This window comes from Bacillus cereus group sp. MYBK108-1 (assembly GCF_051917185.1).
In the GTDB taxonomy this organism is placed as follows: Bacteria; Bacillota; Bacilli; order Bacillales; family Bacillaceae_G; genus Bacillus_A; species Bacillus_A cereus.
Genome location: NZ_JBQAHZ010000005.1, coordinates 25760 through 52505 on the forward strand (window position 1 = coordinate 25760; position 26746 = coordinate 52505).

Below are 26746 nucleotides of genomic sequence, written 5' to 3' on the forward strand. Positions count from 1 at the left end.
CAACAATGATGAATATAAAAATACCAAATGATAAAAAAGAAGAGCTTGTAGCGCAAATTCAGCAATTTTTCATGGAAGAAGATCTAGATGAAATTGGACGTTTCCAAGCAGAGCGTTTAATAGAAGAAATGATTAAATTAGTTGGACCATTTGCATACAATCAAGCAATTGGAGATGCAAGAAAGCTTGTAAGTGAGAAATTAACGAATATGGAAGAAGATTTATACGTGTTAGAGAAAAATGAAGGGAAATAAAAAAAGAGCCGATGGGCTCTTTTTTATTTTTCTTTTTTATTTTTCTTTCTTATGTTCCTTATATTCATGTACTTTTTCTTTCACATTACCAACTGTATCTTTAGCAGTGCCTTTCACCTTATCCCATTTTCCTTCAGCTTGTAATTTCTTATTGTCAGTTACTTTCCCAACAACTTCTTTTACTTCACCTTTTACCTTATCAATGGCACCTTCTACTTTTTCTTTTAAACCATGATCATGTTTAGTCATACATTTCTCCTCCTTGTAGTTTGATTAGAATTCTCTTTTCATATTGCAAGTTGAATGATGTATCTAGTAATAGCGTAACAAATCTAGTTTGAATATTCAAATGATTAATAGGATAGAAAAGGAATTGTCATAAAATGTTTAAAAATGTAACGGAAGGAGAAATAAAGTAAATTATAATATGTCTTTTGCGGTCCATATTGATTTTGTATAAGCAATTTTCATGTGGGCACGTTCCATGTTATTTTGACTGCCGCTACCGAACCTTGCTTGTCCAACTATTAAAGTACAATTGGATTCAATAGCTGTCTTAATTCGTTTTTGAATTAATGCAGTATGACAGCCTTTACGCTGAAATTCTGGCAAAGTAGCAGAAGCAGCTAATGATGCGACACCCTTATTTATATACAGGACACCAATACCAGCAGGGATATTTTGAATTTCAGCTATGAAAAAATGCCATCCTGGTTCATTGTAAAGAATTTCATTATTTTGGCGCACGCTATCTTTTGTAAAGGATGGCATATTAAATCCACGTACATAAATGTCTGCAAAAATATCAAACTCATTTTCTTTTAGTTTTCGTATTGTAATATTAGAAGGAAGAAGTGATGAACCCTCTCTCGGTATACTATACAAAGCAGTATGGAAGCTAGATTGATAAAACCCTTTTTGAGATAAGTATTGAAATAATTCAGTTGTACTTTGTGCTGGGGTAATTTCAAAACGACAAGGGATTTGTAGTGATTCATAATAAGAAATGATTGCATCAATCGCATCTGCATTTGTAATACCTTTTACCGTATTAAAAGCTGGACCAGCAATTATTTTTGATGAAAAGGCAGTGGTGCTACCGAATTTTTTCATTTGCACTTGCATTGGGTTTCCGCTTATTGTTTGTAGTCTCTCTAATCTAGAAGAGAGCATATCAATTTCTGCATTTTCAATTTCTGTTGCTATATCGAGTGTCATAACAGTAGTCATAAAATTCCTCCGTTAATAAATATATTTCATAGTACATATACGATTTTTGTTTTGAGATTCCTGTTGAAATGTGAGAGAATAAGAGGTTTTTTGGAAGGGAAATGGAAGTGAGCTGTCGAAGGGAGTGGAAACAGATTAAAGGTGGTGCTCTCATGAAACAAAAAACCGTGCAGACATGCTATAATTGTGGTTCTCAAAACATAGGAGAAGGTGAGTTTGTCGGATATGCACAAATACGGAAAAAGGAAACGATGTTCACATCTTCACCGGTGGATGCTTATATTTGTACAGATTGTGGGAATATCCTTCTATTAAAAGTACGACATTATGAAAAGTTTAAGCAGAAGCCGTTATGATCATTGAGAAATGGTCATATCCAACGTTGTATACGAAACGACTTATGTTAAGGAAAATGAATATGAGTGATAGTTTACATATATATGAGTATGCTACAGATAAAGAGATGACAACTTTTACTGTATGGGATGCTCATCGATCGTTATGTGACACATATAACTATGTAGAAGAAATTGTGGGGCAATATAATGAAGGGCAAGTAGCACCTCTTGGAATTGTATTAAAAGAGGAGAAAAAACTTATAGGCACGTGTGGATTTATAAAATATGATTTGGTCACACATACAGCAGAAATTGCATACGCCTTATCTCGAAAATATTGGGGAAGAGGATTAGCCACGGAGGCTGCATTAGCTTTTTTCTACTATGGTTTTCATGAGTTGCATCTTAATAGTATTGAAGCGGGATGTGATTCAGAAAATGAAGCATCTGAAAAATTAATGAAACGTTTGAATATGGAGTACGAGTGCACGATTCAAAAGGATATGTTCATTAAAGGTAAGTATCGTGACACGAAAAGATATTGTATATCTCGAGAAAGATATATGGATAAATGAAATATTTCATATTAAAAACTCCTTTAAATGAATAAGGGAGTTTTTATTTTTATAACAATAATTACCTTTAATTGTTATAATTGGTTATTGAGAGGTCGAGGTTTATTAACACCATATTTTTAGAAGGAAAATAGCTAAATCGTATACAAAACCGCTATATAACACAATCGCAACCGTAAGTTGACAAAGTGCAACCGCAGGAAGATAGAGATAGTGACAATGTTTACATACAATTTAGTTAAGAAAACAAAGGGGGACACACATATGGGATTTGGTGAAAAGCTTTTTAAATTAAGAAAGGAAAAGGGTCTTTCTCAAGAAGCGTTAGCCGAGAAATTAAACACAACGAGACAAGCGGTTAGTAAATGGGAAAACGGTCAAGGTTTTCCTGAAACTGAAAAGTTAATAATAATTGGAAATGTATTTGAAGTATCACTCGACTATTTATTAAAAGAAACTGCTGAGCAAAGTAATGAAAATGTAGATGGATATTACGTAAGTCAGGAAATGGCAGAAGGGTATGTAGTGTATGGACAAAAAATTTCTAAATATATTGCGTTAGGATTTAGCTTGCTCATTTTATCGACAATACCGTATTTACTATTTAAGGAAAATGCAACAATGTCTACGTTCCTTGTCATTATTGTTGCTGTCTTTGGAATTGGAGCAATGATGGTACCTGCAACGATAGAAGAGAGTCGATACAATGTATTGAAAAAAGAAGAACTACTATTTGATCAAACATTTTTAAAAGAATTGACAAAGAGATATGCGATTATTAAGAAAAAGTATGCAGCAGTGATGATCGTTGGATTTTGTTTTATAGCCGCAGGCGCGATACCGTTTTTGTTTGAGAAAAAGCATATCACTTCAGGAGAATTAGTGCAGTATTACCCTTACTGTGTTGTACTTATTGCTATCGGAGTTTATCTTTTTGTTCGTGTGTTAGGAGTATTAGAGGTGTATCGAATTTTAGTAGAAAATAAAGAATATAGTAATCGTTTTATTTTTAAACTGAAAAAGAAAGTGAGAGAAAAAGTAGATAATTTTTAATAGGAGAAAACATATTTTATGAAAAGTTAAGATAGGAGTGTAATGATGTCAAATCTTCTAGAAATTGAAAATTTAAGTAAATCATTTGGAAACAAAGTTGTTTTAAGGGATGTTTCCTTCAATGTGCCGTCTGGGTCAATTGTTGGATTCATTGGTGACAATGGAGCAGGGAAATCAACAACCTTTAAAACAGTACTAGAATTAATTTCTAAAGATAGTGGTACAGTAAAAATATTTGGTAAAGAAAATATAAATAAAGATGCCAAGCTTAAGGAAAAGATAGGAGTCGTATTTGATGCTATGAATCTACCGGCTCATCTTACAATAAAGCAACTAAACAAAGTTTTTGAAAAGATGTTTGAATCTTGGGATCGAGATAATTTTTATCGATTAGTTAATACTTTTTCTTTACCCACTAATGAGAAAGTAGGTAAATTCTCGCGTGGAATGTCAATGAAACTAACTATAGCTGTTGCGTTGTCACATAATGCAAAATTATTAATCCTAGATGAAGCGACAGGAGGTCTGGATCCCTCATCTAGGGAGGAAGTGTTAGAGGAATTAAAAAGTTTTGTGGGTAAAAGTAATGGTGGTATATTACTTTCTTCTCATATTATGAGTGATGTAGAAAAAATAGCTAGCCATCTTATCATTATAAAAGATGGAGAAATTTTATTAAACGAAGAAAAAGATAAGGTTTTAGACAGTTACGCCATTATAGATGTTGATGAGGAACAACTCACTTTAATTAACAAAGATATAGTTGTTGCTAGAAGGAGACATGGTTCATATTTCAATGTACTCGTATCAGATGTACATAAATTACCAAGTGGTATTGCTCATAGAACCATCTCGATAGAAGAAATGAGTGTCTTATTAACGAGGAGTGAAAAATAAATGAGAGGTTTATTATTGACAAACTATTACCTAGTGTATCGAACTTTCTTTATGTTCGTGGGAATAGCGATATTGGGAGCCGGATGCGTTTTTTATTTTGGTGATGCTTCAATGTACCGTTTAATTGCTACGTTTATTATCTTTTTTGCTGCAATTCCTGCACTTGAAGTTATTAAATATGAGAGTAAGTCAGGTTATGAAAAATATGTACTTACTTTACCGATTACTAGAAGTAATATTGTGCAAAGTCACTACTTTTTCTATTTTCTAGTTGTAATTATTGGTACTGTATTATCATATGGCATATTTTATGTACATGGTTTAGTTTCGGATACACCAATTGATGATGGTATGTTTAAGAGTGTTTCTTTAGGGACGTTCATCATTCTTAATGCCGGAGCAATAGCCTATCCACTTCTCTATGTTTTTGGAGCAGAAAAATCTGATGCTATTACAATTGGAGGCGCATGCGGGGGGCTTGTTACTTATTATGGATTACAAAGTGTAATTGGCTACCTAATAGAACAATTTCCAATATCAAATTTAAATTCATCTTTATACGTTTCCATTCTATATACAATATTTGGCGTTATCATATATATCTGTTCTTTTATTATTTCGGTATTTATATATCGTAAGAAGGAATTTTAGTATATTTTTTCTTTGTATTTTCTGAATTATTTCCAAAGAAATAATTCAGAAAATACAGAAAAATGTCGTAATCATTTGTAGAAGTCTGTTATAATGAACAAAAAATGAAAACGTTTTAAAGGGGGATATAACCAATATGATGATGAATGTACCGCTAACAATTAGTTCTATGATGGAAAGAGCAGAGAAACTGTTTTCGAAGAAAGAAATTGTTTCACGGACGCATGATACAGTTACAACGTTAACGTATAAGCAGTTAGGGGAAAGGACGAGAAGACTTTCCAGTGCGTTGAAAAAGCTTGGAATTAAAGAAGGTGAACGTGTAGGAACGTTAGCGTGGAACCATCATCGGCATGTGGAAGCGTATTTTGCTATTCCTGGTATTGCTTCCGTTTTACACACAATTAATATTCGTTTATCTCCTCAACATATTTCATACATTATTCAGCATGCAGAAGATCGAATTTTACTTATTGATGAAGATCTCGTACCACTCGTTGAAAATATTCAATCACAATTATCAACTGTACAAGCCTACATTATTATGACTGATAAAGATGAACTTCCAAATACTACGCTAGAACCTGTATATCATTATGAAAAGCTATTAGAAGAAGGCGATCCAACTTTCCAATTTGTAAAAGATATTGATGAAAATACACCTGCTGGTATGTGTTATACGTCAGCGACTACAGGAAATCCGAAAGGTGTTGTATATACGCATCGTAGTACTGTACTGCATTGCATGGCACTCGGTTTAGCGGATACAGCTGCTTTATCGGAAAGTGACGCGGCGATGGCAATTGTACCGATGTTCCATGTGAATGCTTGGGGACTTCCTTTTGCGGCGACTTGGTTTGGATCAAAACAAGTTCTTCCAGGACCGATGTTTACGCCGAAAATTTTATTAGAAATGATCCAATCTGAAAAAGTGACGTTAGCTGCGGGTGTGCCGACAATTTGGCTCGGTGTATTACAAGAGTTAGAAAATAATAGTTATGATTTATCTAGTATGACGAGAATACTATGTGGTGGTGCAGCCGCACCGAAAAGTGTTATTAAAGCATTTGAACAGAAACACAATGTTCCTTTCATCCATGCATATGGTATGACCGAAACAAGCCCACTCGTAACACTTGCACGTTTAAAAAGTTATGAAACAGAATTATCGTATGAAGAGCAATTAGAAATTAGATCAAAGCAAGGGTATCTTGTCCCTGGTGTAGAGATGAAAGTAGTCGGTACAAATGGTGAAGTGAAGTGGGACGGTACGGAGATGGGAGAACTATGTTTACGAGCACCTTGGATCGCTGAAAGCTATTATAACGATGATCGTACTGTCGAAGGTTTTCGCGATGGATGGTTATATACTGGTGATGTTGTCACAGTGGATGAGGAAGGTTGCGTGAAAATTGTTGACCGTACGAAGGATGTTATTAAAAGCGGGGGAGAATGGATTTCTTCGGTCGATCTTGAAAATGCTTTAATGGCACATGATGCTATATTTGAAGCGGCTGTCGTTGCAGTTCCTCACCCTCAGTGGCAAGAGCGACCAATTGCCTGCGTTGTTCAAAAGAAAAATAGTACGGTTACAAAAGAAGAAATATATGAGTTTTTAAAACCACAGTTTGCGAAGTGGTGGTTGCCAGACGATATTGTATTTATGGAAGAAATACCGAAAACATCTGTTGGGAAGTTTTTAAAACAGGCGCTTCGGAAAGAACTGGAGCATTTGCATAGAGAGAAATAAGTGAATTCTTATTTGTAAACTTAAATTAATTAATAGTTGACAAAAGAAGGGCGGAAAGATAATATAACTTTTGTAATATGTTATCTAAAAACAATCGTAAGTTTACAAATAGGAGAAGCAAATATGAATACAAAAAACTTAGTTTTCGTCGCTTTATTTAGTTCTATTATGGGAGTGTTAGGGTTAATACCTCCGATTGCTCTTTCTATTACACCAGTTCCGATTACATTGCAATCACTCGGTGTTATGCTTGCGGGTGGGTTGTTAGGATCACGTCTAGGTGCGTTAAGTCAGCTTATTTTCTTACTTATTGTAGGAGTTGGAGCACCATTACTTGCTGGTGGACGCGGTGGCCTTGGTGTATTTGTTGGACCAAGTGCAGGATATTTACTTGGTTACATCATTGGAGCGTTTGTTATTGGTTATTTAATTGAGCGTTTACGTGAAGTTTCTATTATAAAAGTATTATGTATTAATATAATTGGTGGTATTTTCGTAGTTTATGTATTTGGTATTACTGTACAAGCGTTTTTAATGGATGTTTCTGTATGGGAGACAATGAAAGTGAGTGCTGTGTTTTTACCAGGGGATTGTATAAAAGCAATTATTGCGGCAGTTCTCGTAACAAAATTACATCGTTCATTGAAACATATTATTACACCCGCTTTAAAGAATAGAAAATATACAAATGCGGGATGATAAAGGGAAGAAACACGTACATTGCGTGTTTCTTTTTATTATTTTTGTAAAGAAAGGACGTCTCATATGGGGATTACAAAAGAATATAAAAAGCATGCCTCTTTACAACTAAATAAAATAGCGATAAAGGAAAATGATAGAGTTTTAACATATAAAGAGTGGTTTGAATCAGTTTGTAAAGTAGCAAGCTGGTTAAATGAAAAAAAATCGAAGAATAAAACGATAGCAATCCTATTAGAAAATCGTATAGAGTTTTTACAACTATTTTCTGGTGCCGCTATGGCCGGGTGGGTTTGTGTTCCGTTAGATATAAAGTGGAAACAAGATGAGCTCAGAGAAAGAATTGAAATTAGTAATCCGGATATGATTGTGACAGAACGATATAAGGTGAATGATCTATTGGATGAAGAAGGAAGAGTAATTGAAATTGATGAGTGGAAAAGAATGATAGAGAAATATCTTCCTACATATTCCACTGTAGAAAGTGTACAACATGCTCCTTTTTATATGGGATTTACATCAGGATCAACAGGAACAGCAAAAGCATTTTTACGTGCACAGCAATCGTGGGTTCATAGTTTTGATTGTAATGTACATGACTTTCATATGAAAAGGGAGGATTCAATTTTAATAGCTGGGACGCTCGTTCATTCTCTTTTCTTATACGGGGCAATAAGTGCATTATATGTAGGACAAACAGTGCACATTATGAGAAAGTTCTTTCCAAATCAAGTATTAGATAAGTTAGAAACTGAAAATATATCAGTTATGTATACAGTTCCGACAATGCTTGAATCTTTATATAAAGAAAGTAGATTAATAGAAAATAAAGTGAAAATTATTTCGTCAGGAGCGAAATGGGAAGCTGAAGCGAAAGAAAAAATAAAGAATATATTTCCTTATGCGAAAAGATATGAATTTTATGGTGCATCAGAGTTAAGTTTTGTAACAGCACTAGTCGATGCAGAAAGCGAAAGAAGGCCAAATTCAGTAGGAAAACCTTGTCATAATGTGCAAGTTCGAATATGTAATGAAGCAGGCGAAGAAGTACAAAAAGGTGAAATAGGAACTGTTTATGTGAAAAGTGATCAGTTTTTTATGGGATACATAATAGATGGGGTTTTAACACGGGAGTTGAATGCAGAAGGTTGGATGACAGTGCGAGATGTAGGCTATGAAGATGAAGAAGGCTTTATATATATTGTTGGTAGAGAGAAGAATATGATTTTATTTGGAGGAATCAATATTTATCCAGAAGAAATAGAAAGTGTATTACATGAACACCCAGCTGTTGATGAAATAGTTGTAATTGGTGTGAAAGATAGTTACTGGGGTGAAAAGCCCGTCGCGATCGTAAAAGGAAGTGCTACGAAACAACAATTAAAGAGTTTTTGCTTACAGAGATTATCCTCTTTTAAAATACCGAAAGAATGGCATTTTGTAGATGGAATACCTTATACAAATAGTGGGAAAATCGCTCGTATGGAAGCAAAAAGTATGATTGAAAACAGGGAGAAAATATATGAATAGAGCAGTCATTGTAGAGGCGAAAAGAACACCTATTGGTAAGAAGAATGGGATGTTAAAAGAGTATGAAGTTCAGCAATTAACAACGCCGCTTCTTACGTTTTTAAGTAAAGGGATTGAGAGGGAAATAGATGATGTCATATTAGGTAATGTTGTTGGGCCAGGAGGGAATGTTGCGAGACTATCTGCTTTAGAGGCGGGACTTGGCTATCATATTCCTGGTGTAACGATTGATCGGCAATGTGGTGCTGGTTTAGAAGCAATTCGAACTGCGTGTCATCTCATTCAAGGCGGGGCAGGTAAGTGTTATATCGCCGGGGGAGTAGAGAGTACAAGTACGTCACCTTTTCAAAAAAGAGCACGATTTTCACCTGAAACAATTGGTGATCCTGACATGGGAGTAGCGGCTGAATATGTTGCGGAGCGTTATAATATAACGAGAGAAATGCAAGACGAGTATGCTTGTCTTAGTTATAAGCGGACACTGCAAGCGTTAGAAAAAGGATATATACATGATGAAATATTTTCTTTTAATGGATTATTAGATGAATCTATAAAGCCAGAAATGAATTATGAACGAATCATTAAAAGAACAAAGCCCGCATTTTTACAAAATGGAACAGTGACGGCAGGTAATTCATGTGGTGTAAATGATGGGGCATGTGCTGTTCTTGTAATGGAAGAGGGACAAGCCCGAAAGTTAGGTTATAAACCTGTCCTTCGTTTCGTTCGTAGTGCTGTAGTGGGAGTGGATCCCAAGCTTCCAGGGACTGGTCCGATATTTGCGGTGAACAAATTATTAAACGAAATGAATGTAAAAGTAGAGGACATCGATTATTTTGAAATAAATGAAGCATTCGCCTCAAAAGTTGTTGCTTGCGCAAAAGAGTTACAAATTCCGTACGAAAAAGTAAATATAAATGGTGGAGCAATTGCGCTCGGTCATCCGTACGGTGCATCTGGTGCTATGCTTGTAACACGTTTGTTTTATCAGGCTCAAAGAGAGTCTATGAAATATGGAATTGCTACATTAGGAATTGGAGGCGGGATAGGGATGGCGCTATTATTTGAGAAAATAGAAGACTAGCGAGGTAACTAGTTTTCTACTTTTTGAGGAACATAAACATTACTACCAGGCTTCGCTTTCATTTCGTTCCAAGCAGCAATCGCATCAGCTTTTGCTTTCCCTTTATTATTTGGATCTTCGAAAAAGTCACGAGTAAAGCGATTGTATTCAAATTGTGCACCGATAGTTGTTTTGTATGTAGGGTATTTTTTTCGTTCGTTTTCTTCATGCCAAAAAGCTATCGCGTCTTCATATGTTTTTCCAACATTCTCTTTGAAAAATTTTTGAAGAGCTACTGTAAAGCTGAAGTTTGTTCCGATTTTTTCTTTGAAAAAAGCACGAACATCTTCGCTACAGCGGTGATTGTTAGTAATAATCGTTTGAAGAGAAAGGTCTTTATAGGATAGGGAAGCTTTACTCACCTTTTGAACAGAGCTGTTTTTTAATATTTTACCAGTAGTTAAATAATGTGAGATACAATCGGTTATTTCGATCTTAGAGCCACTAGCTGGCAACCCATTCTCACGACAAAATGTTTGGAGTTCTGCTTTTAGCCAATAATAGTTTTGGAAATCTTCAATTGATATAGACTTTGTTAAAGGTGGACGCATGAATGTAACAACTACTTTCTTCCATAATTTTCTTCAATTATAAAACATATGTTCTTTTTATGGAAGGGTTAATTTGTAAATATAATGGGAAGAGGAGATTGCATATGGAAAATGTAATGCAAGTTCGTGTTACAGGAATTTTAATTGAAGATGAAAAGGTATTGCTAGTAAAGCAAAAAGTGGCTAATCGAAATTGGTCTTTACCTGGAGGAAGAGCAGAGAATGGCGAAACGTTAGAGGAAGCAATGATTCGAGAAATGAGAGAAGAGACAGGGTTAGAAGTTAACATTCAGAAGCTACTCTATGTTTGTGATAAACCAGATGCTCGCCCGTCTTTATTACATATAACGTTTTTGCTTAAAAGGATTGAAGGTGAAATTATGCTACCTTCTAACGAGTTTGATCATAATCCAATTCATGATGTGCAAATGGTGCCGATTAAAGATTTAAGTCATTATGGTTTTTCGGAAACTTTTATCAATCTTATAAGTGAAGGTTTTGTAAATGCAGGGGGTTATCAAGGTTTGAAACAAAATATAGGTCTGTAAATATAGGGGAAGGATAGCCGTTCGCTATCCTTCATAACATGTTTTAAACTGCTGACTGTAAAGAAGAAACAAGCTGATTTAAAAATTCATCTCCGCTCATAATTGCTTTCCCGCCACCGCGAGCACTCTTCTTATTTCCGCCACCTTTTCCTTCGATTGTAGGAAGAGCGTCTTTTAAAAGAGCATTCATATCGAGTGATACTGATTTTCCGCAAGCGAGAATACATTGTAGTTTGTCATCATTTTCGATGACGAAATACGTAATTGCATGCTCTTGTTGTTCTGTAATAATAGCGGAAAGCTTTGCGATTTCTTGCATAGAACGATTTGTAAATACTTTAGAAATAAGTATGCCGGCATGTATTTCCGTAGGGTGTTGAAGTAGTTCATTTGCCTCTGCAAATAATAATTTTTCATTCATTGTTTGTATTGCTTTTTCGTTTTCTTTTTGAGAAGTAAGCAGTTGCGCCACTTTTGTTGGAATATCAGTTTCGCTACTGTTTAATTGTTTGGAAACATTCTTCATAATTTGTTGTTGCTGCCCTATTAATTTAAGTGTGCGCCAGCCAGCGATAAACGTTAGTCGTATGCCACCTTTATTGCGTTCCCAGCTAAGAACTTGAATAGGACCTACTTCACCAGTACGTTTCGGGTGTGTTCCGCCACAGCCGTTATAATCAAAGTTTTCGATCATAACAACGCGTATATTTTCTGTCATAGTCGGTTCTTTACGAAGGGGCAACGTTTTCGCTTCTTCTAAGTTCATCCACTGGATGCGGATTGGATGGTTTTCAAAAACAATTTTGTTTGCAATTTGTATTGCTTTTTCAACCGTTTCTGCATGAAGATTTTCTGTTTCTAAATCAATTGTTACTGTTTCTTTACCAAGATGGAATCCAATTGTAGGCATGTTAAAATGGTCCCAAAAGGCAGCAGATAAAATGTGCTGAGCCGCATGTTGCTGCATATGATCAAAACGGCGCTCCCAATTGATTTTACCTTCTACGTCTTCTGTATGTAATTGTTCTGCAATGTAATGACGAATTTCTCCGTTTATCTCTTCTACATTAATTACATTGATATCATTTAATGTACCAGTATCATATGGTTGTCCGCCACCTGTCGGATAAAATGCTGTTTCATTCAAAACAACGTATAAGTTACCGTCTTTATCATAATCTTGCTTTATAATTTTAGTAGTAAAGTCTTGCTTATAAGCGTCAGTGTAATATAATTTGTGCTCCAATTTTCTTTCTCCTCTCGCATTAACTAGTTTCATTGTAAAGCAATTGAAATTAGTTTCCTAATATTTCAGAAGAAAGAAACTATTTTTAGAATTTTCTTGCTATAATAAGAAAAAGAAAATGCGGGGGTGGAATGAATATGTTATATGAAAACGGCGTAGATAAACTGCTTAGTTTAAGCAGAAATATTTCTGAATTATATCGAGAATTAAATGAAATGACCCGGATTTTAACGGATTGTAATCGAGAAAGTGTGAAGTTTGATCGGTTATATGTAAAAGAGTTACTTTGGAAGAAAGAAGATGTAATAGAGAAATATGACCAGCTACTTGTACAACTTTGTATTAACGAATGCTTTGATCTAAAAAGTGTCATTACAGGGGAATATAAGTATACATATGAAGAAGTAGAAAACATAGTTTTACAATTTAATGAAAAGTATAATGTCGCAATCTTAATTAAAGATGTGTGTAAAGAATTACAGTTCACATATGGAATTGATATGGACATAACGAGAACAACTCGGGTATCAACAGCTCAAGTATAGAAAAAGGAAAAGAAAGCAGATCCTTTGCTTTCTTTTTTTGTGAAAATAGAGAGAGTAGGTTTAACGATGAAGGGGAAGTTACAGCATATTCATCCGCTTGGAATGAGTATTATTTTAGGGACATTGTTTGCTAGGTTTGCAACTTCAATGAGTATCCCTTTTTTAGCGATTTATTTAACGACTGTTAAAGGTGTATCAGCTGGAATGACGGGTGCTATTATCGGAACGAGTGCACTTGTTGGTGTTTTTGCTAGTTTTATCGGAGGGAATTTATCAGATCGATTTGGCCGGAAAACGATTATGCTCTGGTCCATGATTGTTTGGATTTTTGTGTTTATAGGTTTTTCACTTGCGGATCATGTTTTAAGTTTCTTTTTATTAAATGCTTTAAATGGATTATGTAGGTCGTTTTTTGAGCCAACATCAAGAGCATTATTATCAGATTTAACAAAGCCTGAGTATCGGTTACTCGTCTATAACTTACGATACGGTGCAATAAATGTTGGAGTTGCAATTGGACCAATTGTTGGATTACAGATTGGAAGTGCAAAATCAACAATTCCTTTTTTAGTAGCAGCTGGGGTATATATTCTATATACAGCTATATTAGCGTTCCAATTTAAGAAGTATCCAATGGAAAAAAAGAAAGTGAGTACAGAAAAACCTGTTACAATGCTAAATGCAATGCGTATATTGCGAAAAGATATAGTATTTTTAGTTGCTTTAGTCGGTATTATTTTGAGTAATTGCGGTTTTTCACATTTAACGACGACAGTATCTCAATATTTTGCAAATGCATATATATTTGAGGATGGAGTGAAGCTATTCTCATATATGCTCGCTTTAAATGCAATTGTTGTAGTGATTATCCAATACCCTGTTATTCAAATGTGCAAAAAGTATACACCGTTAACATCAATTATGGTGGGGACTTTATTTGTGAGCGGAGGATTATTTGGCTTTGGAATAGTAGAATCTATGCTAGGTGCTGTCGTTTGTACAATTATTTTTACAATTGGAGAAGTACTAATGTTTTCAATGACGGATGTATTTATTGATGGTATTGCTGTTGCGCATCTAAAAGGAACATACTTCGGTGCGATGGGCTTTTCGGGAATTGGAGCAGTAATAGGTCCGTGGTTTGGAGGAGTACTTCTCGATTACTACGGGTACCAAAATGGGTTTGCAGTATTTTCAGCACTAGCTATATTTTCAACTGTGGCATTTCCTGTGCTTTTAGTTACAAAAGGTTTATCGAAAAAAAGATATGATAGAAATTCTAATATAGAAATGCATGCGAAATAACATAAGCCCCAGTAACCAACTGGGGCTTAGTGTGTATTATATTAACTCTTAATTTGAAAAAAGAACTTTCTTTTCATGCTTATCAGCAACTTCATTTTTGGAAATATGAATGGCTAAATATCCATTTTCTAAGCAGGCTAGCATCTTCTTATAAATAATATTATCGGGTAAAGGAATGATCCGCTGTAAAGAAATATTATTATGAAGTATGCAAATGGTTAGGCCTGTCTTCATCTTTTTAATGACTACATTTTGTTCAGTTACATTTGGTACATCTGTTTCCAAAATGTATTCTTGTTCCGTTTCGCAAAGGTCAATATGAATTTGATTTGGGAAACTAAAGTTACTACAAGAGTCAGAACAAAATTGATCCATCCATTCTTCGAAACCATCAACATGAAAAAGACAATCCTTCTTTTTCTTGCCCATGTAAGACACCCTCCGTGAAATCTCAATTCATACTATGTTATGCATGAATGAAGTAGGGGTGAAGAATAAATGGAAAAATATAAACATTGTATGTGGAAAAGATAGCTAGTGTGCACTTTTTGTTTTACATATCATGATGCGCATGATGTTTTTGGCGTGAATGGTTACGGTTTTTTACTTTATGAGATCCGCTTAATGGTTCAGGTTGTCCTTTTTTTTCTTTCGCTTCACGATTGTTTTTTCCCATTGTATGTGACACCTCCTCTTCCTCTTTAGAATGAGAGAAGTTTGCAAATTTATACGAGAATGTTTTTAGAAAAAAAGGTAAAGATAAATGGGACTAACTATTATGGAAAGGGGATTATATAATGCCATATCATAAAGATAAACAACAAGCGTTTCAAGCAGCTCAGCAAGGTGTTACACAAGCAGAAAATGCATTTAACAACATTGTAAAAAATGATCCAAACTACGGTCATGATTTAAAAGAATTACGCCAAGAGGTTCAGGAAGCGTATGAACAAATTCAAAATGCACTAGAAGTAGCTTCAGAAACACAACGCCCACAACTTGAGCAATACGAAAATAACCTTCAAAATATTATGCAGCATGTAGATCAATTAGAAAAGTAAATGAGGTTGTTGTGTATTCGACAACCTCATTACTTTAACGAATATTATGCTAAAACAGAAAATTTTTCTACTCGTTTTTTCTTTATTATGCGCAGTACATATATTTCAAGTTGAAAAAGTGGAAGCGAAAATGTTGCTCAGAAAAGAGCTAGAACCAACTGGCTATGTAACATGGGAAGTACCTAATAATGAAAAGATTATTGCTATTACATTTGATGATGGACCGGATCCAACTTATACACCACAAATTTTAAATTTATTACGTCAATATAAAGCAGAAGCGACATTTTTTATGATTGGATTTCGGGTTCAGCGTAATCCATATTTAGTGAAACAAGTGTTAAAAGAGGGACATGAAATTGGAAATCATACGATGAATCATTTGTATGCGAGTAATTCATCAGATGAAAAATTAGAAAATGATATTTTAGATGGAAAGAAATTTTTCGAAAAATGGGTGAAAGAACCTTTGCTATTCCGTCCACCGGGTGGATATATTAACGATGCTGTATTTAAAACAGCGAAAGAAGCTGGTTATCAAACTGTTCTATGGTCGTGGCATCAAGATCCACGTGATTGGGCAAATCCAGGGGTTGAATCCATTGTAAATCATGTAGTGAAAAATGCAAAAAGTGGTGATATTGTATTGTTACATGATGGGGGAAATAATCGTAGTCAAACAGTAGCAGCGCTAGCAAAAATTTTACCTGAACTGAAAAAGCAGGGCTATCGATTTGTAACGGTTTCGGAATTGTTACGTTATAAACATTAGAAAAAATCCCAAAAGGTGAATGCTCCTTTTGGGATTTTTCGTTACTGGTTCTTTTTGCGTTTCTTATTATTTTGTCGTTCTGCAGCAGTTAAGTTTTCATTTGCAAACTCTTCGTTATAACCAGCACCTTGTCCTTGTGCAGATGCCGCATTCATTCCTGAAATAGTATGATTTGCTTTTCTTTTACCCATTTTATTTCACCTCTATAACTTTTTTTGTAAGTTGCATGATGAGCAGTTCATAGTATGTACGAACTGTAAAGAAAGCGCTAATAGAGCACTTTACTTTATGGTAATAGTATTCATAAGGAACATGAACACTATTCAAATTTAGAAACATAAAGAAAACTTATGATAATCTATAAGTTTCTTATTATTTACTTATTTAGAAAGTTGTAATAAGATATTATCGTAAGGTATTGAAAAGTTTGTCTACATTTTATATTCAGACAACTTAGTCACGTTTAACAGGGGGGAAACATAATGGTCAAACATAATCCATTTCAATCACGCGCAACTTTTGAAGTAGATGGAAAAACGTATCATTATTATGATTTGAAAGCGCTTGAAAACGCAGGGGTTGGCAACGTATCTCAATTACCATATTCCGTGAAAGTTTTACTTGAATCAGTACTTCGTCAAGTAGACGGACGTGTAATCACAGAAGAGCATGTTACAAATTTAGCGAAATGGGGAACGAAAGATGTGCAAGATATCGATGTTCCATTTAAACCATCTCGTGTAATTTTACAAGATTTCACTGGTGTTCCAGCTGTTGTTGATTTGGCTTCGCTTCGTAAAGCAATGGCAGACATGGGTGGGGATCCTGATAAAATTAATCCGGAAATTACTGTAGACCTTGTAATCGATCACTCTGTACAGGTTGATAGAGCGGGTACGGCAGACGCGCTTGCATTCAACATGGACTTAGAGTTTAAACGTAATGAAGAACGTTATAAATTTTTAAGCTGGGCACAGAAATCATTTGATAACTACCGCGCAGTTCCACCAGCTACAGGTATTGTACACCAAGTAAACCTTGAATATTTAGCACCAGTTGTTCACGCGGTGAAAAATGCTGAAGGTGACTTAGTTGCATACCCAGATTCATTAGTTGGAACAGACTCACATACAACAATGATTAACGGTATCGGCGTTCTTGGTTGGGGCGTTGGTGGTATTGAAGCAGAAGCAGGAATGCTTGGACAGCCTTCATACTTCCCAGTACCTGAAGTAATCGGTGTAAAATTAACTGGTACACTTCCAAGTGGTACTACAGCAACTGACGTTGCATTAAAAGTAACACAAGTATTACGTCAAAAAGGTGTAGTTGGTAAATTTGTTGAGTTCTTCGGTAATGGACTAAAGAGCATGCCTTTAGCTGACCGTGCAACAATTTCAAACATGGCACCAGAATATGGCGCAACTTGCGGATTCTTCCCAATCGATGATATTTCATTAGAATACTTACGTTTAACAGGTAGAGATGAAGAACAAATTCGCGTTGTTGAAGAATACTGTAAAGCGAACGGCTTATTCTATACAGCAGACAGCCAAGATCCAATTTACACTGATCTTGTTGAAATTGATTTAAATACAATTGAATCTAACCTTTCTGGACCGAAACGCCCACAAGATTTAATTCCACTTTCAGATATGAAAGATGCGTTCCATAAAGCTGTTGTAGCACCAGTTGGAACACAAGGACTTGGATTTAATGAGCAAGAGTTCGATAAAGAAGTGAAGGTTACATTAGAAGATAAAGAAGTAACGATGAAAACAGGTGCAATTGCAATCGCAGCAATTACAAGCTGTACAAATACATCAAACCCATACGTATTAATTGGAGCAGGTCTAGTTGCGAAGAAAGCAATTGAAAAAGGCCTTGTAGTACCTGAGTACGTAAAAACATCATTAGCACCAGGATCTAAAGTTGTTACTGAGTACTTAGATAAATCAGGTTTAACAACATATTTAGACCAATTAGGTTTCCAAACAGTTGGTTACGGCTGTACGACTTGTATCGGTAACTCTGGTCCATTAGCGCCAGAATTAGAAGAAGCAATCGCAGCAAACGACTTATTAGTAACATCTGTTTTATCTGGTAACCGTAACTTTGAAGGTCGTATTCATCCACTTGTAAAAGCGAACTACTTAGCATCACCACCACTTGTTGTGGCATATGCACTTGCAGGTACTGTTGATATTGACCTGAAAAATGATGAAATCGGTAAAGATGCAAATGGTAATGCTGTTTACTTCAACGATATTTGGCCATCAGCTAAAGAAATTGAAGATGTAGTTCAAAGCGTTGTTACATCTGAGCTGTTCAAGAAAGAATATGCACAAGTATTTAATAGCAATGAGCGTTGGAATGAAATCCAAACTTCAAACGAAGCTTTATATACTTGGGATAATGATTCAACATACATTCAAAACCCACCATTCTTTGAAGGTTTATCTAAAGAACCAGGTGAAGTTGAAACGTTATCAGGCTTACGCGTAGTTGGTAAATTTGGTGACTCTGTAACGACAGACCACATTTCACCAGCAGGTTCAATCGGTAAGCACACACCAGCTGGACGCTACTTATTAGAAAACGGCGTACAACCAGTTGACTTTAACTCTTACGGTTCTCGTCGTGGTAACCATGAAGTTATGATGCGTGGTACATTCGCGAACATCCGTATTAAAAACCAAATTGCACCAGGAACAGAAGGCGGGTATACAACATACTGGCCGACTGGTGAAGTAACATCAATCTATGATGCTGCTATGAAATATAAAGAAGATGGCACAGGTCTTCTAGTTGTTGCTGGTAAAGATTATGGTATGGGAAGTTCTCGTGACTGGGCTGCGAAAGGTACTAACTTATTAGGTATTAAAGCAGTAATCGCAGAAAGCTTCGAACGTATTCACCGCAGTAACTTAGTGTTAATGGGTGTATTACCACTTCAATTTAAAGATGGCGAAAGTGCTGAAACGTTAGGTCTTGTTGGTAACGAGTCATTTGAAATTCAAATCGACAAATCAGTTAGACCACGTGATCTTGTAAAAGTAGTTGCAACTGATTTAGATGGCAACGAAAAACAATTTGAAGTAGTAGCTCGTTTCGATAGTGAAGTTGAAATTGATTACTACCGTCACGGTGGTATTCTGCAAATGGTTCTTCGTGAGAAAATTGAAGAGTCAAAAGTGTCAAACTAAATAATTGAAATGAACGAGAAGGAAGCTAACAACTGTTAGCTTCCTTATTTTATGGAAAGGGATGAAACCATTTGGTTTCATCCCTTTCTTTTTACTGTGAAAAAATGGAGGAAACGTCATGAAAGAATATAAAAGAATTTTGTTACCGTTACAGAAAGAAAAAATATTAGTAATAGCAGCTGTATGTAGTGGGATAATTGCTGCCATTTTAAATTTATCACGCCCAATTTTCATGGGATTAATTGTAGACAATCTTATTCAAAGGGAGCTAAAAGGTGCGTATTTATATATAGCTTTGTTTGCGGGTATTCGCTTTTTAATGTGGACGAACAATCTTTTATTTGATTATATAAGCTCAAAAGCCAGTCAACGTATATTACAAACGAAACGTATAGAATTATTGCGTCACTATTTCTTATTACCGTTTGAAGAGAGTGAGAAGATTAAGCAAGGGGAGTTAGAAACTTTGGTCGTATCTGATATTCCGAATTGGATTAGGTTATATAGTTCTATATTAATAGAATATATACATGCCATTGCGCAATTTATAGGTGCGTTCATAGCACTACAACATATAGATATACAGTTCATATTGTGGATAACTCCGTTTTTATTTTTAAGTGCAACGGTTCCGATGTTGTTTGGGGAAAAGGTAAGAAATATTGCAAGCATTGCTCAAAAAAATCAGTCAAGTGTCGTAGAGATGGTGTCACAGTTTGTAAAAGGAGTACAAGATTTACGTAGTTTGCAAAAAGAAAAATGGGCCATTCGCTTATTTAAGGGAGTAACGGCACAATCGTATAAAACAGAAGTAAAGAAGACGATGATGCAACATTGCATTGGAGTAGTTGGAACAGTGATTGAAACAGGAGCATATATCGTTGTTCTCATTGTAGGTGCAAAAAAAATAATGAAAGGGGAAATGGAAGTTGGTTCACTTGTTGCAGTGTTAGCTACAATTGAAATGCTCTTTTTCCCAGTCCGTTATGTGGGCGATTTATTAATGATGACACAAGTTGCAGTCGCTTCGGCAAATAGAGTTTTTTCCTTTTTAGATAAAAGAGTGGCAGATAGTAATGTAGAAAGAGCGATGGGGATGATAATAACAAATGTTTCATTTCAGGAGAGTGAAGAAGAGAAATGTAGAATTAATAATATTGATTTGCAAATTAATCCTGGTGAATTCGTTATCATTGTAGGAGAAAGTGGTGCAGGAAAAACAACGCTTTTAAAATTAATGACAGGTTTGTATAAACCATCTAACGGTAGTGTTGTTTATTATGGTCAAAAGGCTCGAATGACTACAGTGTGGCAAGAACCACGTTTTTTCCGAACGACGGTAACAGAGAATATGTATTTCGGGGAAGAGGGTTTAGAAAATCAGTTAGAAAAAAATAGTGAACTTATAAATGCAACGCCGATTATTAGAGGGTTACCTGAAGGGAGTCAAACTGTGCTACATAAAAGCGGTGAAGAGTTTTCAGGAGGCGAAAGAAAACGTCTTGCATTATTACGAGCAATTGGTTCAAATCCGAATCTTATTATTTTAGATGAACCGACTGCGGGGTTAGATCCGAGTAATCAAGAAACTGTTTGGAATATGATTGAAGGACTAGGAAGAGATGTAACGAGAATTGTGGCAACACATGATGTAGAGAAAGTGATACTAGCGGATCGTGTTGTCATAATGAGAGAAGGAAGTATTGTTGCATGTGGAAGTCCTGAAAAATTAATAAATAGTCATTCATTTTGAAAGAGATGTGAATAAAGATAAGAGCAGTGCCCTTATCTTTATTCAACATCATTTATTTGATATTGGATAGATTCTGAATGATTTAGATCTACGTTAAAAGTAGCAGTCATAAGGAAAGTTGCAATTCCAAGGATTAAGAAAAGGACGAATGAGACTAGAGAGATGTAAAGACAAATACGCCCTACTTTCTTTTTTTCAAGATCGTTACTAAAGAGTGAAATGATCCATGTAATAATACCGATTGGGTATAAAAGAAAACTAAGAATATATAATGTTATTTTTTCGAATGAATTCATAAAAAATCCCCCTTTTTTTGAAGTTTATATAAGTACGAAAGTAAAAAGGTGAATGGGCCCATAAGAAGATAAACAACACTTCATCTGTTTTTCTAATTATATGATAAAAAGGAAACAATTACACTTTAAATAAGAATATTCTAATTATTTCGACTCTGAATATTTCCAAGCTTGTCCGTATAAGCTAAAATAAGGTATATAGTATTTTGATGAATGTGTTAAAAGAAGATAATACGTTAGGGTGATATAAAATGTGGCGGAAGCTTACGATTATTGTAGTGTTACTTTGTTTAGCGGGATATGCAGCTTATGAACAGTTTGGTAATAAAGAGCAGGCGGTAAAAGTGAAGCAAGAAAAAAGTGAAGCTGCGATGAAAGAGATTATCGCAAGGAATGGTATTGAAATAGGGAAGAGTGCGCCAGACTTCGAATTAACGAAGTTAGATGGAACGAATGTAAAGCTATCAGATTTAAAAGGAAAGAAAGTGATTTTAAACTTTTGGGCAACGTGGTGTGGACCTTGCCAACAAGAAATGCCGGATATGGAGGCTTTCTATAAAGAACATAAAGAAAACGTAGAAATTTTAGCAATCAACTATACGCCTTCAGAAAAAGGTGGGGGGGCAGAAAAGGTAAGCAATTTTGCTAAAGAAAAAGGAATTACTTTTCCTATTTTATTGGACAAGAACATTGATGTGACAACAGCGTATAAAGTAATTACGATTCCAACTTCGTATTTTATAGATACAAAAGGTGTCATTCAAGATAAGTTTATTGGGCCGATGACGCAAAAAGAGATGGAGAAAAGGGTTGCTAAATTAAAATAATGGTGAAAAGGTAGAGGTGGAGAGTTCCCATTTCTGCCTTTTCTTTTTCAAGTAGTAATAACTTCATGATATGATGTAAGAAATATAATCGTTTAGAGATAAAGGAGTGTATGGAGTGGGGAATGTATCCTTACCGTTAGATTATGTTGTAATTGATTTTGAAACAACAGGATTTAACCCTTATAATGATAAAATTATTCAAGTTGCAGCGGTGAAATATCGTAATCATGAACTCGTAGATCAATTTGTTTCATACGTGAATCCAGAGCGGCCAATTCCGGACCGAATAACGAGTTTAACCGGTATTACCAATTATCGTGTTTCAGATGCACCGACGATTGAAGAGGTATTACCTTTATTTTTAGCATTTTTACATACAAATGTTATTGTGGCCCATAATGCTTCTTTTGATATGCGCTTTTTGAAAAGTAATGTAAATATGCTTGGGTTGCCTGAACCTAAAAATAAAGTAATTGATACTGTATTTTTAGCGAAGAAATACATGAAGCATGCGCCTAATCATAAACTTGAAACGTTAAAGCGAATGCTTGGAATTCGTTTAAGCTCTCATAATGCATTTGACGATTGCATTACGTGTGCTGCTGTTTATCAAAAGTGTGCAGCTATTGAAGAAGAAGGGAAACGAAAAGTAAATAAGGTTATGCTTGATGAAACTGCGGTATATGAAGCGGTGAAAGAAATACTTGCATGTAATAAACGTAATGTAGAATGGCTACGTTGTATGAACGTAGGAAGTTATTTAGATATAAAAGCTTTTTATCCAGTTATGAGAGTAAAGGTAAAAGGGCGAAAGAAATATATATTAACAGAGATATTAGAAGAAGATGTGAAAGAAATATGTACAAGCTTAAAATGTGAACCAGCGTTAAAAAGTGAAGTTGGTAATACGAGAATTATGCTTAATAGCTTAGAGGATGTTATGAGATTAGAAAGTTATATTTTAGAGCAGTATGATTTTGTATTACAGGCGCTTCATGATTATAAAGAAAATGAAATGAATGCAGATGAAAAGTTGAAAGAGTATTTAAATATTATGGTATAAAAAACTCCGTGTGCAATATATTGTACACGGAGTTTTTTTAGGAGTACTAAAACATAAAATTTTCTTACAAATCTGATTAAAGAGTTTTTCGTTTGCTCATACTATGTAATAAGAAAGCGAAGGAGAGAGGGTGAACAACATGAGAAGAAGTCGCCGTAAATCGTTTGAAGAACTTGTAAATGAAAATAAACAACAATTATTAAGCGATCGTGATGCAATTGATCGCATTGAAGAGCGCATTGAAAAACGTTATGAAATGAAACTTTTTAAGCAAGCTGAATAATTCTTAACACTAGTACGATACTAGTGTTAAGGAGGCGATAGTAATGGGTAATCCGAAAAAAAATTCAAAAGACTTTGCACCAAATCATATTGGAACACAATCGAAAAAAGCTGGTGGAAATAAAGGAAAGCAAATGCAAGATCAAACAGGTAAACAACCGATTGTTGATAACGGTTAAAAAGGAGAATGTTATCATTCTTCTTTTTTGTGAGGAAATGAAAGATGAGTTTTTAGCAGTAATATGAAAAAAAGGGCTGACTTTTGTCAGCCCTTTTTCGTAATCGTAAAATTTTCAACGAGTAAACGCCAATTTTGTGGGAATGGTAAACCGATTTTCCAGTAACTAATACCACCTATACCTTGTTCTTTCATTAAATTGAATTTACTTTGAACAGACCGTGAATCTTCAAACCAAACTTCGTGTTGCACGCCGTTTTCATCAAAATAATTAAAATGAGGAGCTTGGGCTGTGAAATCATAACGAATAGGGACATTATATTTACGAGCTAGTGCAACAGCTGCGACAGAGCTAATTGCTTTTGCGGGTGGATTTCCTTGTTTAAATGGAAGCTTCCAATCAAACCCGTATAAATTTTGCCCCATCATAATTTTTTGGGGAGGCATTTGAGATTTTGCATATTGAAGTACTTCTTTCACCGGACCGATAGGAGAAATTGCCATCGGTGGCCCGCCCTGCCATCCCCAGTCATATGTCATAATGACGACGAAATCAACAATTTGCCCTTGCGCTTTATAATCGTGAGCTTCGAAAAATTTTCCCTTTTGATTTGAACTTGTTTTCGGTACGAGAGTTGTGCTCAATGTGTACCCGCTAGGTAAGCGTGTTTTTACATTTCGTAAAAAACGATTATACGCTTCGCGGTCTTCAGGTGCTACACTCTCGAAATCGAAATGAATGTCTCGCATGCCATATTTCTCAGCTGTTTGCAAAATGTTTGTAATAAATTTGTTTTGAATCGTTGCGTCGCGTAAAATAACCGATGTTAGATCGGCACTGAAATTACCATTTTCAATATTTGTAATAACGAGCATAGGGATTGTTTTACCCTGCGTTGCAATATTAGCGATTTTAGCTGTTTCAGTAGGTTCTTTTAATGTGCCATCTCTTTTTGCCTCAAAACTAAAATAAGCTAAGTATGTTAAAAATGGATTGATGGCACGTGTAGCATTAACTAAACTCTCTTTAATCGGTATAGTGGAAGGTTGTAAATAAGCGATGGATTCTACAGCTCGTTTTGTACCTTTTGGTACGTATAATTGTTGTCCGACATGGAGAATAGATTTTAAAGATAAATTATTAACTTTAGCTAAACTAGCGAGGGGGACATTATATGTTTGAGAAATTCGATATAGGCTGTCACCAGGCTGTACATAATAATTATTCCCTTTCGTATTAACGATAAGTGCCTGACCAACCACGAGCGTTTCAGCTGGATTTAATCCATTGTCTTTTACTATTTCGTCAGGTGTTGATCCATATTTTGATGCCAAGCTATATACGCTATCACCACTACGAACAGTTACAATTTGAATCATATGCTGGCTCCTTTCAGTAAAAGATTCACTGTTTTTATTTTATTTTTGATGTTACTGTATTATGATTAAATGTATGCAAGGTAGCAGAAGTGAAAGAAGGCGAATATACATATGTTTGTAGCAGAACATGAAGTTGAAATCCGTTATGCGGAAACAGATCAAATGGGTGTTGTTTACCATTCAAACTACTTAGTGTGGCTTGAGTTAGGTCGCACGAAACTTATACAAGATTTAGGTTTTTCATATGTTGAAATGGAGAAAGAAGGAATTATTTCTCCTGTGTTAGATTTACAAATTTCATACCGTAAAGCGATGCGTTACGGAGAAAAAGCAATCGTAAAAACATGGGTAGATACTGTGAGCCCACTTCGCGTTGTATATGGATATGAAATATATAATGGTGATGGTGAACTTTGTATTACTGCAAGTACGACGAATATTTGTGCGAAAAAAGAAGGGTTCCGCCCTGTATCATTTAAAAAGTTATATCCTGAGTGGTATGCGAAATATGAGGAAATTAAGAAAAAATAAAAAAGCGTGGCAGAAGCCACGTTTTTTTATTTTTCATAATTAAATTGTGGGAAGTCGTCACCTTCGTTAAGTGTAACAGATAAATTATGTCCATCGAAGAACCATTCATCATCGCCTTCAATAAAGAAGTTAATACCTTCTTCTTGAATTTGAACAGCAGGATGTGCAGGGTCATCTTTACGAATACCTAAAGAAAGTCCTTTTTGCACAGTACTGCAACCACCGTATTGTACGAAAAAGCGTAGTGTTTCATTTGATTGTAAGTTTAATTCATTTTTATACCATTGTGCTGCTTCTTTTGTTACGGAAAGATTCATGTATAGTTCCTCCAAATTATGTTGCTTTTTCTTTAGTATAAAAAATAACGCAAAAAGACGCTATTAATATGCTTCACGTTTTCTTTTTGCGTTATGTGGGTTACGATCTTATTTTTGCTTTTTTGAAAAGTTTGCTTTTGGTTCAGTTTTATTTATAATTCGTCCGATATTTGCACGGTGTTTATAAATAACCATACCTGCTAATAAACACATCGCAATAATGAAGATTTTATCCCCGCTAACAATGGATGCAATAACAGCAACAACTGCTGTTACCATAGAAGAAAGTGATACGTATCTTGTTGTAAATAAAAGGGTGAAAAATACAACAGCCAATATTGCAAAAACAACTGGTGAATAGCATAATAGCACCCCAGCAGAAGTTGCAACTGCTTTACCACCGCGGAATTTCGCGAAGATTGGATAGACATGTCCAAGAACAGCCGCTAACCCGAACCATAGTGGATGAATATCTAATCCGAAAATCATTGGTAGACTTGTTGCTAATGTCCCTTTTAAAATGTCAGCAATTGTAACGGTAAAACCTGCTTTTTTCCCTAATGTGCGGAATGTGTTTGTTCCGCCTAGATTACCGCTCCCGTGCTCACGAATATCGATTCCGTAGCCGATTTTTCCAACAACTAGTGCAAATGGAATCGAGCCAAGTAAGTAGGCAACGATAAATAAAAGATATGTAGTAACCATAAGTTCAGTCTCCTTTATTCAAATGTGTTGATAAAGGGTAAAAAGAGTTTTTCCCGTATATTGTACCATACATTTGTAAA

Annotated in this window: 33 protein-coding genes; 22 read left to right on the forward strand and 11 right to left on the reverse strand. The window is 35.2% G+C overall.

The window, feature by feature from the left end; genetic code table 11:
- Nucleotides 1-5 precede the first annotated feature (5 nt).
- Nucleotides 6-254 (forward strand): DUF2164 domain-containing protein, encoded by a 249-nt coding sequence (locus ACTFSL_RS09985; RefSeq protein ID WP_000981066.1) that lies wholly within the window; start codon nucleotides 6-8, stop codon nucleotides 252-254.
- A 36-nt stretch (nucleotides 255-290) separates the two neighbouring features.
- Here the strand turns inward: ACTFSL_RS09985 and ACTFSL_RS09990 are convergent, their stop codons facing one another.
- Nucleotides 291-503: a CsbD family protein gene (locus ACTFSL_RS09990; protein ID WP_000160410.1), complete on the reverse strand. Its 213-nt coding sequence runs from the start codon at nucleotides 501-503 to the stop codon at nucleotides 291-293.
- Between the two features lie 171 nt (nucleotides 504-674).
- Nucleotides 675-1484, reverse strand: coding sequence for a GNAT family N-acetyltransferase (locus ACTFSL_RS09995; RefSeq protein ID WP_440041621.1), 810 nt, complete (start codon nucleotides 1482-1484; stop codon nucleotides 675-677).
- Between the two features lie 152 nt (nucleotides 1485-1636).
- Here ACTFSL_RS09995 and ACTFSL_RS10000 point away from each other — a divergent pair, with 152 nt between their 5' ends.
- The 9 genes from ACTFSL_RS10000 (at nucleotide 1637) to ACTFSL_RS10040 (ending at nucleotide 10061) form a co-directional block, all read left to right on the forward strand.
- The gene (locus tag ACTFSL_RS10000) at nucleotides 1637-1840 is read left to right on the forward strand and encodes a hypothetical protein (RefSeq protein ID WP_440041623.1); all 204 of its coding nucleotides are present in this window, start codon (nucleotides 1637-1639) and stop codon (nucleotides 1838-1840) included.
- Entirely contained in the window at nucleotides 1837-2397 is a 561-nt protein-coding gene (locus ACTFSL_RS10005; RefSeq protein WP_000582844.1) for a GNAT family N-acetyltransferase, read from the forward strand. The genes ACTFSL_RS10000 and ACTFSL_RS10005 overlap by 4 nt, the downstream gene beginning before the upstream one ends.
- Before the next feature lie 264 nt (nucleotides 2398-2661).
- On the forward strand, nucleotides 2662-3450 hold the full coding sequence (locus tag ACTFSL_RS10010; RefSeq protein WP_000505598.1) for a helix-turn-helix domain-containing protein: 789 nt from the start codon (nucleotides 2662-2664) through the stop codon (nucleotides 3448-3450).
- 45 nt (nucleotides 3451-3495) lie between these two features.
- Nucleotides 3496-4347 carry an ABC transporter ATP-binding protein gene (locus ACTFSL_RS10015; RefSeq protein WP_440041626.1) on the forward strand — a complete coding sequence of 284 codons (852 nt, stop codon included), beginning with the start codon at nucleotides 3496-3498 and terminating at the stop codon, nucleotides 4345-4347.
- Nucleotides 4348-4998 (forward strand): ABC-2 transporter permease, encoded by a 651-nt coding sequence (locus ACTFSL_RS10020; protein WP_001214696.1) that lies wholly within the window; start codon nucleotides 4348-4350, stop codon nucleotides 4996-4998.
- A 136-nt stretch (nucleotides 4999-5134) separates the two neighbouring features.
- The gene (locus ACTFSL_RS10025) at nucleotides 5135-6748 is read left to right on the forward strand and encodes a long-chain fatty acid--CoA ligase (RefSeq protein ID WP_416809868.1); all 1614 of its coding nucleotides are present in this window, start codon (nucleotides 5135-5137) and stop codon (nucleotides 6746-6748) included.
- A 123-nt stretch (nucleotides 6749-6871) separates the two neighbouring features.
- On the forward strand, nucleotides 6872-7447 hold the full coding sequence (locus ACTFSL_RS10030) for a biotin transporter BioY (RefSeq protein WP_153581151.1): 576 nt from the start codon (nucleotides 6872-6874) through the stop codon (nucleotides 7445-7447).
- A 66-nt stretch (nucleotides 7448-7513) separates the two neighbouring features.
- The gene (locus ACTFSL_RS10035) at nucleotides 7514-8977 is read left to right on the forward strand and encodes an acyl-CoA synthetase (RefSeq protein WP_440041629.1); all 1464 of its coding nucleotides are present in this window, start codon (nucleotides 7514-7516) and stop codon (nucleotides 8975-8977) included.
- Nucleotides 8970-10061 carry an acetyl-CoA C-acyltransferase gene (locus ACTFSL_RS10040; RefSeq protein ID WP_440041631.1) on the forward strand — a complete coding sequence of 364 codons (1092 nt, stop codon included), beginning with the start codon at nucleotides 8970-8972 and terminating at the stop codon, nucleotides 10059-10061. The genes ACTFSL_RS10035 and ACTFSL_RS10040 overlap by 8 nt, the downstream gene beginning before the upstream one ends.
- Nucleotides 10062-10069: 8 nt before the next feature.
- On the opposite strand, the gene ACTFSL_RS10045 is transcribed toward ACTFSL_RS10040, so the two are convergent.
- On the reverse strand, nucleotides 10070-10651 hold the full coding sequence (locus ACTFSL_RS10045) for a DUF6434 domain-containing protein (RefSeq protein ID WP_440041633.1): 582 nt from the start codon (nucleotides 10649-10651) through the stop codon (nucleotides 10070-10072).
- Between the two features lie 104 nt (nucleotides 10652-10755).
- Here ACTFSL_RS10045 and ACTFSL_RS10050 point away from each other — a divergent pair, with 104 nt between their 5' ends.
- Nucleotides 10756-11199: an NUDIX hydrolase gene (locus ACTFSL_RS10050; RefSeq protein WP_440041634.1), complete on the forward strand. Its 444-nt coding sequence runs from the start codon at nucleotides 10756-10758 to the stop codon at nucleotides 11197-11199.
- A 43-nt stretch (nucleotides 11200-11242) separates the two neighbouring features.
- On the opposite strand, the gene ACTFSL_RS10055 is transcribed toward ACTFSL_RS10050, so the two are convergent.
- On the reverse strand, nucleotides 11243-12445 hold the full coding sequence (locus ACTFSL_RS10055) for an alanyl-tRNA editing protein (RefSeq protein ID WP_162900596.1): 1203 nt from the start codon (nucleotides 12443-12445) through the stop codon (nucleotides 11243-11245).
- A gap of 137 nt (nucleotides 12446-12582) precedes the next feature.
- Here ACTFSL_RS10055 and ACTFSL_RS10060 point away from each other — a divergent pair, with 137 nt between their 5' ends.
- Both ACTFSL_RS10060 and ACTFSL_RS10065 read left to right on the forward strand, forming a co-directional pair.
- A complete protein-coding gene (locus tag ACTFSL_RS10060; protein ID WP_000965149.1) occupies nucleotides 12583-12990 on the forward strand; it encodes a hypothetical protein in 408 nt (135 codons plus the stop codon).
- Between the two features lie 66 nt (nucleotides 12991-13056).
- The gene (locus ACTFSL_RS10065) at nucleotides 13057-14295 is read left to right on the forward strand and encodes an MDR family MFS transporter (protein ID WP_440041636.1); all 1239 of its coding nucleotides are present in this window, start codon (nucleotides 13057-13059) and stop codon (nucleotides 14293-14295) included.
- 48 nt (nucleotides 14296-14343) lie between these two features.
- Here the strand turns inward: ACTFSL_RS10065 and ACTFSL_RS10070 are convergent, their stop codons facing one another.
- Both ACTFSL_RS10070 and ACTFSL_RS10075 read right to left on the reverse strand, forming a co-directional pair.
- Nucleotides 14344-14724 carry an Hsp20 family protein gene (locus tag ACTFSL_RS10070; RefSeq protein WP_000516748.1) on the reverse strand — a complete coding sequence of 127 codons (381 nt, stop codon included), beginning with the start codon at nucleotides 14722-14724 and terminating at the stop codon, nucleotides 14344-14346.
- A 124-nt stretch (nucleotides 14725-14848) separates the two neighbouring features.
- Entirely contained in the window at nucleotides 14849-14971 is a 123-nt protein-coding gene (locus tag ACTFSL_RS10075; protein WP_000517649.1) for a small acid-soluble spore protein P, read from the reverse strand.
- Between the two features lie 121 nt (nucleotides 14972-15092).
- On the opposite strand from ACTFSL_RS10075, the gene ACTFSL_RS10080 reads away from it, so the two are divergent.
- A complete protein-coding gene (locus ACTFSL_RS10080; RefSeq protein ID WP_001146294.1) occupies nucleotides 15093-15356 on the forward strand; it encodes a hypothetical protein in 264 nt (87 codons plus the stop codon).
- Between the two features lie 46 nt (nucleotides 15357-15402).
- Nucleotides 15403-16128, forward strand: coding sequence for a polysaccharide deacetylase family sporulation protein PdaB (gene pdaB, locus ACTFSL_RS10085; protein WP_002041622.1), 726 nt, complete (start codon nucleotides 15403-15405; stop codon nucleotides 16126-16128).
- 41 nt (nucleotides 16129-16169) lie between these two features.
- Here the strand turns inward: pdaB and sspO are convergent, their stop codons facing one another.
- Nucleotides 16170-16319, reverse strand: a complete 150-nt coding sequence (sspO, locus tag ACTFSL_RS10090; protein WP_000518051.1) for an acid-soluble spore protein SspO — start codon at nucleotides 16317-16319, stop codon at nucleotides 16170-16172.
- A 291-nt stretch (nucleotides 16320-16610) separates the two neighbouring features.
- Here sspO and acnA point away from each other — a divergent pair, with 291 nt between their 5' ends.
- Complete coding sequence (gene acnA / locus ACTFSL_RS10095; protein ID WP_440041639.1) at nucleotides 16611-19334, forward strand: aconitate hydratase AcnA; 2724 nt, start codon at nucleotides 16611-16613, stop codon at nucleotides 19332-19334.
- Nucleotides 19335-19452: 118 nt separating this feature from the next.
- Nucleotides 19453-21087: an ABC transporter ATP-binding protein gene (locus ACTFSL_RS10100; RefSeq protein ID WP_440041640.1), complete on the forward strand. Its 1635-nt coding sequence runs from the start codon at nucleotides 19453-19455 to the stop codon at nucleotides 21085-21087.
- A gap of 38 nt (nucleotides 21088-21125) precedes the next feature.
- Here ACTFSL_RS10100 and ACTFSL_RS10105 read toward each other — a convergent pair whose 3' ends face one another.
- Nucleotides 21126-21383, reverse strand: a complete 258-nt coding sequence (locus ACTFSL_RS10105; protein ID WP_001083876.1) for a hypothetical protein — start codon at nucleotides 21381-21383, stop codon at nucleotides 21126-21128.
- Nucleotides 21384-21634: 251 nt separating this feature from the next.
- On the opposite strand from ACTFSL_RS10105, the gene ACTFSL_RS10110 reads away from it, so the two are divergent.
- The 4 genes from ACTFSL_RS10110 (at nucleotide 21635) to sspN (ending at nucleotide 23734) form a co-directional block, all read left to right on the forward strand.
- Complete coding sequence (locus ACTFSL_RS10110) at nucleotides 21635-22210, forward strand: redoxin domain-containing protein (RefSeq protein WP_000269082.1); 576 nt, start codon at nucleotides 21635-21637, stop codon at nucleotides 22208-22210.
- Nucleotides 22211-22325: 115 nt separating this feature from the next.
- On the forward strand, nucleotides 22326-23273 hold the full coding sequence (locus ACTFSL_RS10115; RefSeq protein ID WP_033695658.1) for a 3'-5' exonuclease: 948 nt from the start codon (nucleotides 22326-22328) through the stop codon (nucleotides 23271-23273).
- 139 nt (nucleotides 23274-23412) lie between these two features.
- Complete coding sequence (locus tag ACTFSL_RS10120; protein WP_001254699.1) at nucleotides 23413-23556, forward strand: FbpB family small basic protein; 144 nt, start codon at nucleotides 23413-23415, stop codon at nucleotides 23554-23556.
- A gap of 43 nt (nucleotides 23557-23599) precedes the next feature.
- Nucleotides 23600-23734 (forward strand): acid-soluble spore protein SspN, encoded by a 135-nt coding sequence (gene sspN / locus ACTFSL_RS10125; RefSeq protein ID WP_000527987.1) that lies wholly within the window; start codon nucleotides 23600-23602, stop codon nucleotides 23732-23734.
- A gap of 86 nt (nucleotides 23735-23820) precedes the next feature.
- Here sspN and ACTFSL_RS10130 read toward each other — a convergent pair whose 3' ends face one another.
- Nucleotides 23821-25113 (reverse strand): glycosyl hydrolase family 18 protein, encoded by a 1293-nt coding sequence (locus tag ACTFSL_RS10130; protein WP_000614855.1) that lies wholly within the window; start codon nucleotides 25111-25113, stop codon nucleotides 23821-23823.
- A 111-nt stretch (nucleotides 25114-25224) separates the two neighbouring features.
- Here ACTFSL_RS10130 and ACTFSL_RS10135 point away from each other — a divergent pair, with 111 nt between their 5' ends.
- Nucleotides 25225-25644, forward strand: coding sequence for an acyl-CoA thioesterase (locus ACTFSL_RS10135; RefSeq protein WP_000495812.1), 420 nt, complete (start codon nucleotides 25225-25227; stop codon nucleotides 25642-25644).
- Between the two features lie 26 nt (nucleotides 25645-25670).
- On the opposite strand, the gene ACTFSL_RS10140 is transcribed toward ACTFSL_RS10135, so the two are convergent.
- Nucleotides 25671-25961, reverse strand: a complete 291-nt coding sequence (locus tag ACTFSL_RS10140) for a HesB/YadR/YfhF family protein (RefSeq protein WP_001054453.1) — start codon at nucleotides 25959-25961, stop codon at nucleotides 25671-25673.
- Nucleotides 25962-26069: 108 nt separating this feature from the next.
- Entirely contained in the window at nucleotides 26070-26666 is a 597-nt protein-coding gene (gene plsY, locus ACTFSL_RS10145) for a glycerol-3-phosphate 1-O-acyltransferase PlsY (protein WP_000258974.1), read from the reverse strand.
- Nucleotides 26667-26746 lie beyond the last annotated feature (80 nt).

Bases quoted from the DNA above. Each gene is read 5' to 3' on its own strand.
- ACTFSL_RS10000 (WP_440041623.1), top strand. From the start codon at position 1,637: ATGAAACAAAAAACCGTGCAGACATGCTATAATTGTGGTTCTCAAAAC.
- ACTFSL_RS10070 (WP_000516748.1), bottom strand. From the start codon at position 14,724: ATGGGCAAGAAAAAGAAGGATTGTCTTTTTCATGTTGATGGTTTCGAA.
- sspO (WP_000518051.1), bottom strand. From the start codon at position 16,319: ATGGGTAAAAGAAAAGCAAATCATACTATTTCAGGAATGAATGCGGCA.
- ACTFSL_RS10120 (WP_001254699.1), top strand. From the start codon at position 23,413: ATGAGAAGAAGTCGCCGTAAATCGTTTGAAGAACTTGTAAATGAAAAT.
- ACTFSL_RS10135 (WP_000495812.1), top strand. From the start codon at position 25,225: ATGTTTGTAGCAGAACATGAAGTTGAAATCCGTTATGCGGAAACAGAT.
- ACTFSL_RS10040 (WP_440041631.1), top strand. From the start codon at position 8,970: ATGAATAGAGCAGTCATTGTAGAGGCGAAAAGAACACCTATTGGTAAG.
- ACTFSL_RS09990 (WP_000160410.1), bottom strand. From the start codon at position 503: ATGACTAAACATGATCATGGTTTAAAAGAAAAAGTAGAAGGTGCCATT.
- ACTFSL_RS10045 (WP_440041633.1), bottom strand. From the start codon at position 10,651: ATGCGTCCACCTTTAACAAAGTCTATATCAATTGAAGATTTCCAAAAC.
- ACTFSL_RS10060 (WP_000965149.1), top strand. From the start codon at position 12,583: ATGTTATATGAAAACGGCGTAGATAAACTGCTTAGTTTAAGCAGAAAT.
- ACTFSL_RS10105 (WP_001083876.1), bottom strand. From the start codon at position 21,383: ATGAATTCATTCGAAAAAATAACATTATATATTCTTAGTTTTCTTTTA.
- ACTFSL_RS10035 (WP_440041629.1), top strand. From the start codon at position 7,514: ATGGGGATTACAAAAGAATATAAAAAGCATGCCTCTTTACAACTAAAT.
- ACTFSL_RS10080 (WP_001146294.1), top strand. From the start codon at position 15,093: ATGCCATATCATAAAGATAAACAACAAGCGTTTCAAGCAGCTCAGCAA.
- ACTFSL_RS09995 (WP_440041621.1), bottom strand. From the start codon at position 1,484: ATGACTACTGTTATGACACTCGATATAGCAACAGAAATTGAAAATGCA.
- acnA (WP_440041639.1), top strand. From the start codon at position 16,611: ATGGTCAAACATAATCCATTTCAATCACGCGCAACTTTTGAAGTAGAT.
- ACTFSL_RS10110 (WP_000269082.1), top strand. From the start codon at position 21,635: ATGTGGCGGAAGCTTACGATTATTGTAGTGTTACTTTGTTTAGCGGGA.
- ACTFSL_RS10100 (WP_440041640.1), top strand. From the start codon at position 19,453: ATGAAAGAATATAAAAGAATTTTGTTACCGTTACAGAAAGAAAAAATA.
- ACTFSL_RS10020 (WP_001214696.1), top strand. From the start codon at position 4,348: ATGAGAGGTTTATTATTGACAAACTATTACCTAGTGTATCGAACTTTC.
- ACTFSL_RS10050 (WP_440041634.1), top strand. From the start codon at position 10,756: ATGGAAAATGTAATGCAAGTTCGTGTTACAGGAATTTTAATTGAAGAT.
- ACTFSL_RS10025 (WP_416809868.1), top strand. From the start codon at position 5,135: ATGATGATGAATGTACCGCTAACAATTAGTTCTATGATGGAAAGAGCA.
- ACTFSL_RS10015 (WP_440041626.1), top strand. From the start codon at position 3,496: ATGTCAAATCTTCTAGAAATTGAAAATTTAAGTAAATCATTTGGAAAC.
- ACTFSL_RS10065 (WP_440041636.1), top strand. From the start codon at position 13,057: ATGAAGGGGAAGTTACAGCATATTCATCCGCTTGGAATGAGTATTATT.
- ACTFSL_RS10030 (WP_153581151.1), top strand. From the start codon at position 6,872: ATGAATACAAAAAACTTAGTTTTCGTCGCTTTATTTAGTTCTATTATG.
- ACTFSL_RS10140 (WP_001054453.1), bottom strand. From the start codon at position 25,961: ATGAATCTTTCCGTAACAAAAGAAGCAGCACAATGGTATAAAAATGAA.
- pdaB (WP_002041622.1), top strand. From the start codon at position 15,403: ATGCTAAAACAGAAAATTTTTCTACTCGTTTTTTCTTTATTATGCGCA.
- ACTFSL_RS10005 (WP_000582844.1), top strand. From the start codon at position 1,837: ATGATCATTGAGAAATGGTCATATCCAACGTTGTATACGAAACGACTT.
- ACTFSL_RS10130 (WP_000614855.1), bottom strand. From the start codon at position 25,113: ATGATTCAAATTGTAACTGTTCGTAGTGGTGATAGCGTATATAGCTTG.
- sspN (WP_000527987.1), top strand. From the start codon at position 23,600: ATGGGTAATCCGAAAAAAAATTCAAAAGACTTTGCACCAAATCATATT.
- plsY (WP_000258974.1), bottom strand. From the start codon at position 26,666: ATGGTTACTACATATCTTTTATTTATCGTTGCCTACTTACTTGGCTCG.
- ACTFSL_RS10010 (WP_000505598.1), top strand. From the start codon at position 2,662: ATGGGATTTGGTGAAAAGCTTTTTAAATTAAGAAAGGAAAAGGGTCTT.
- ACTFSL_RS09985 (WP_000981066.1), top strand. From the start codon at position 6: ATGATGAATATAAAAATACCAAATGATAAAAAAGAAGAGCTTGTAGCG.
- ACTFSL_RS10075 (WP_000517649.1), bottom strand. From the start codon at position 14,971: ATGGGAAAAAACAATCGTGAAGCGAAAGAAAAAAAAGGACAACCTGAA.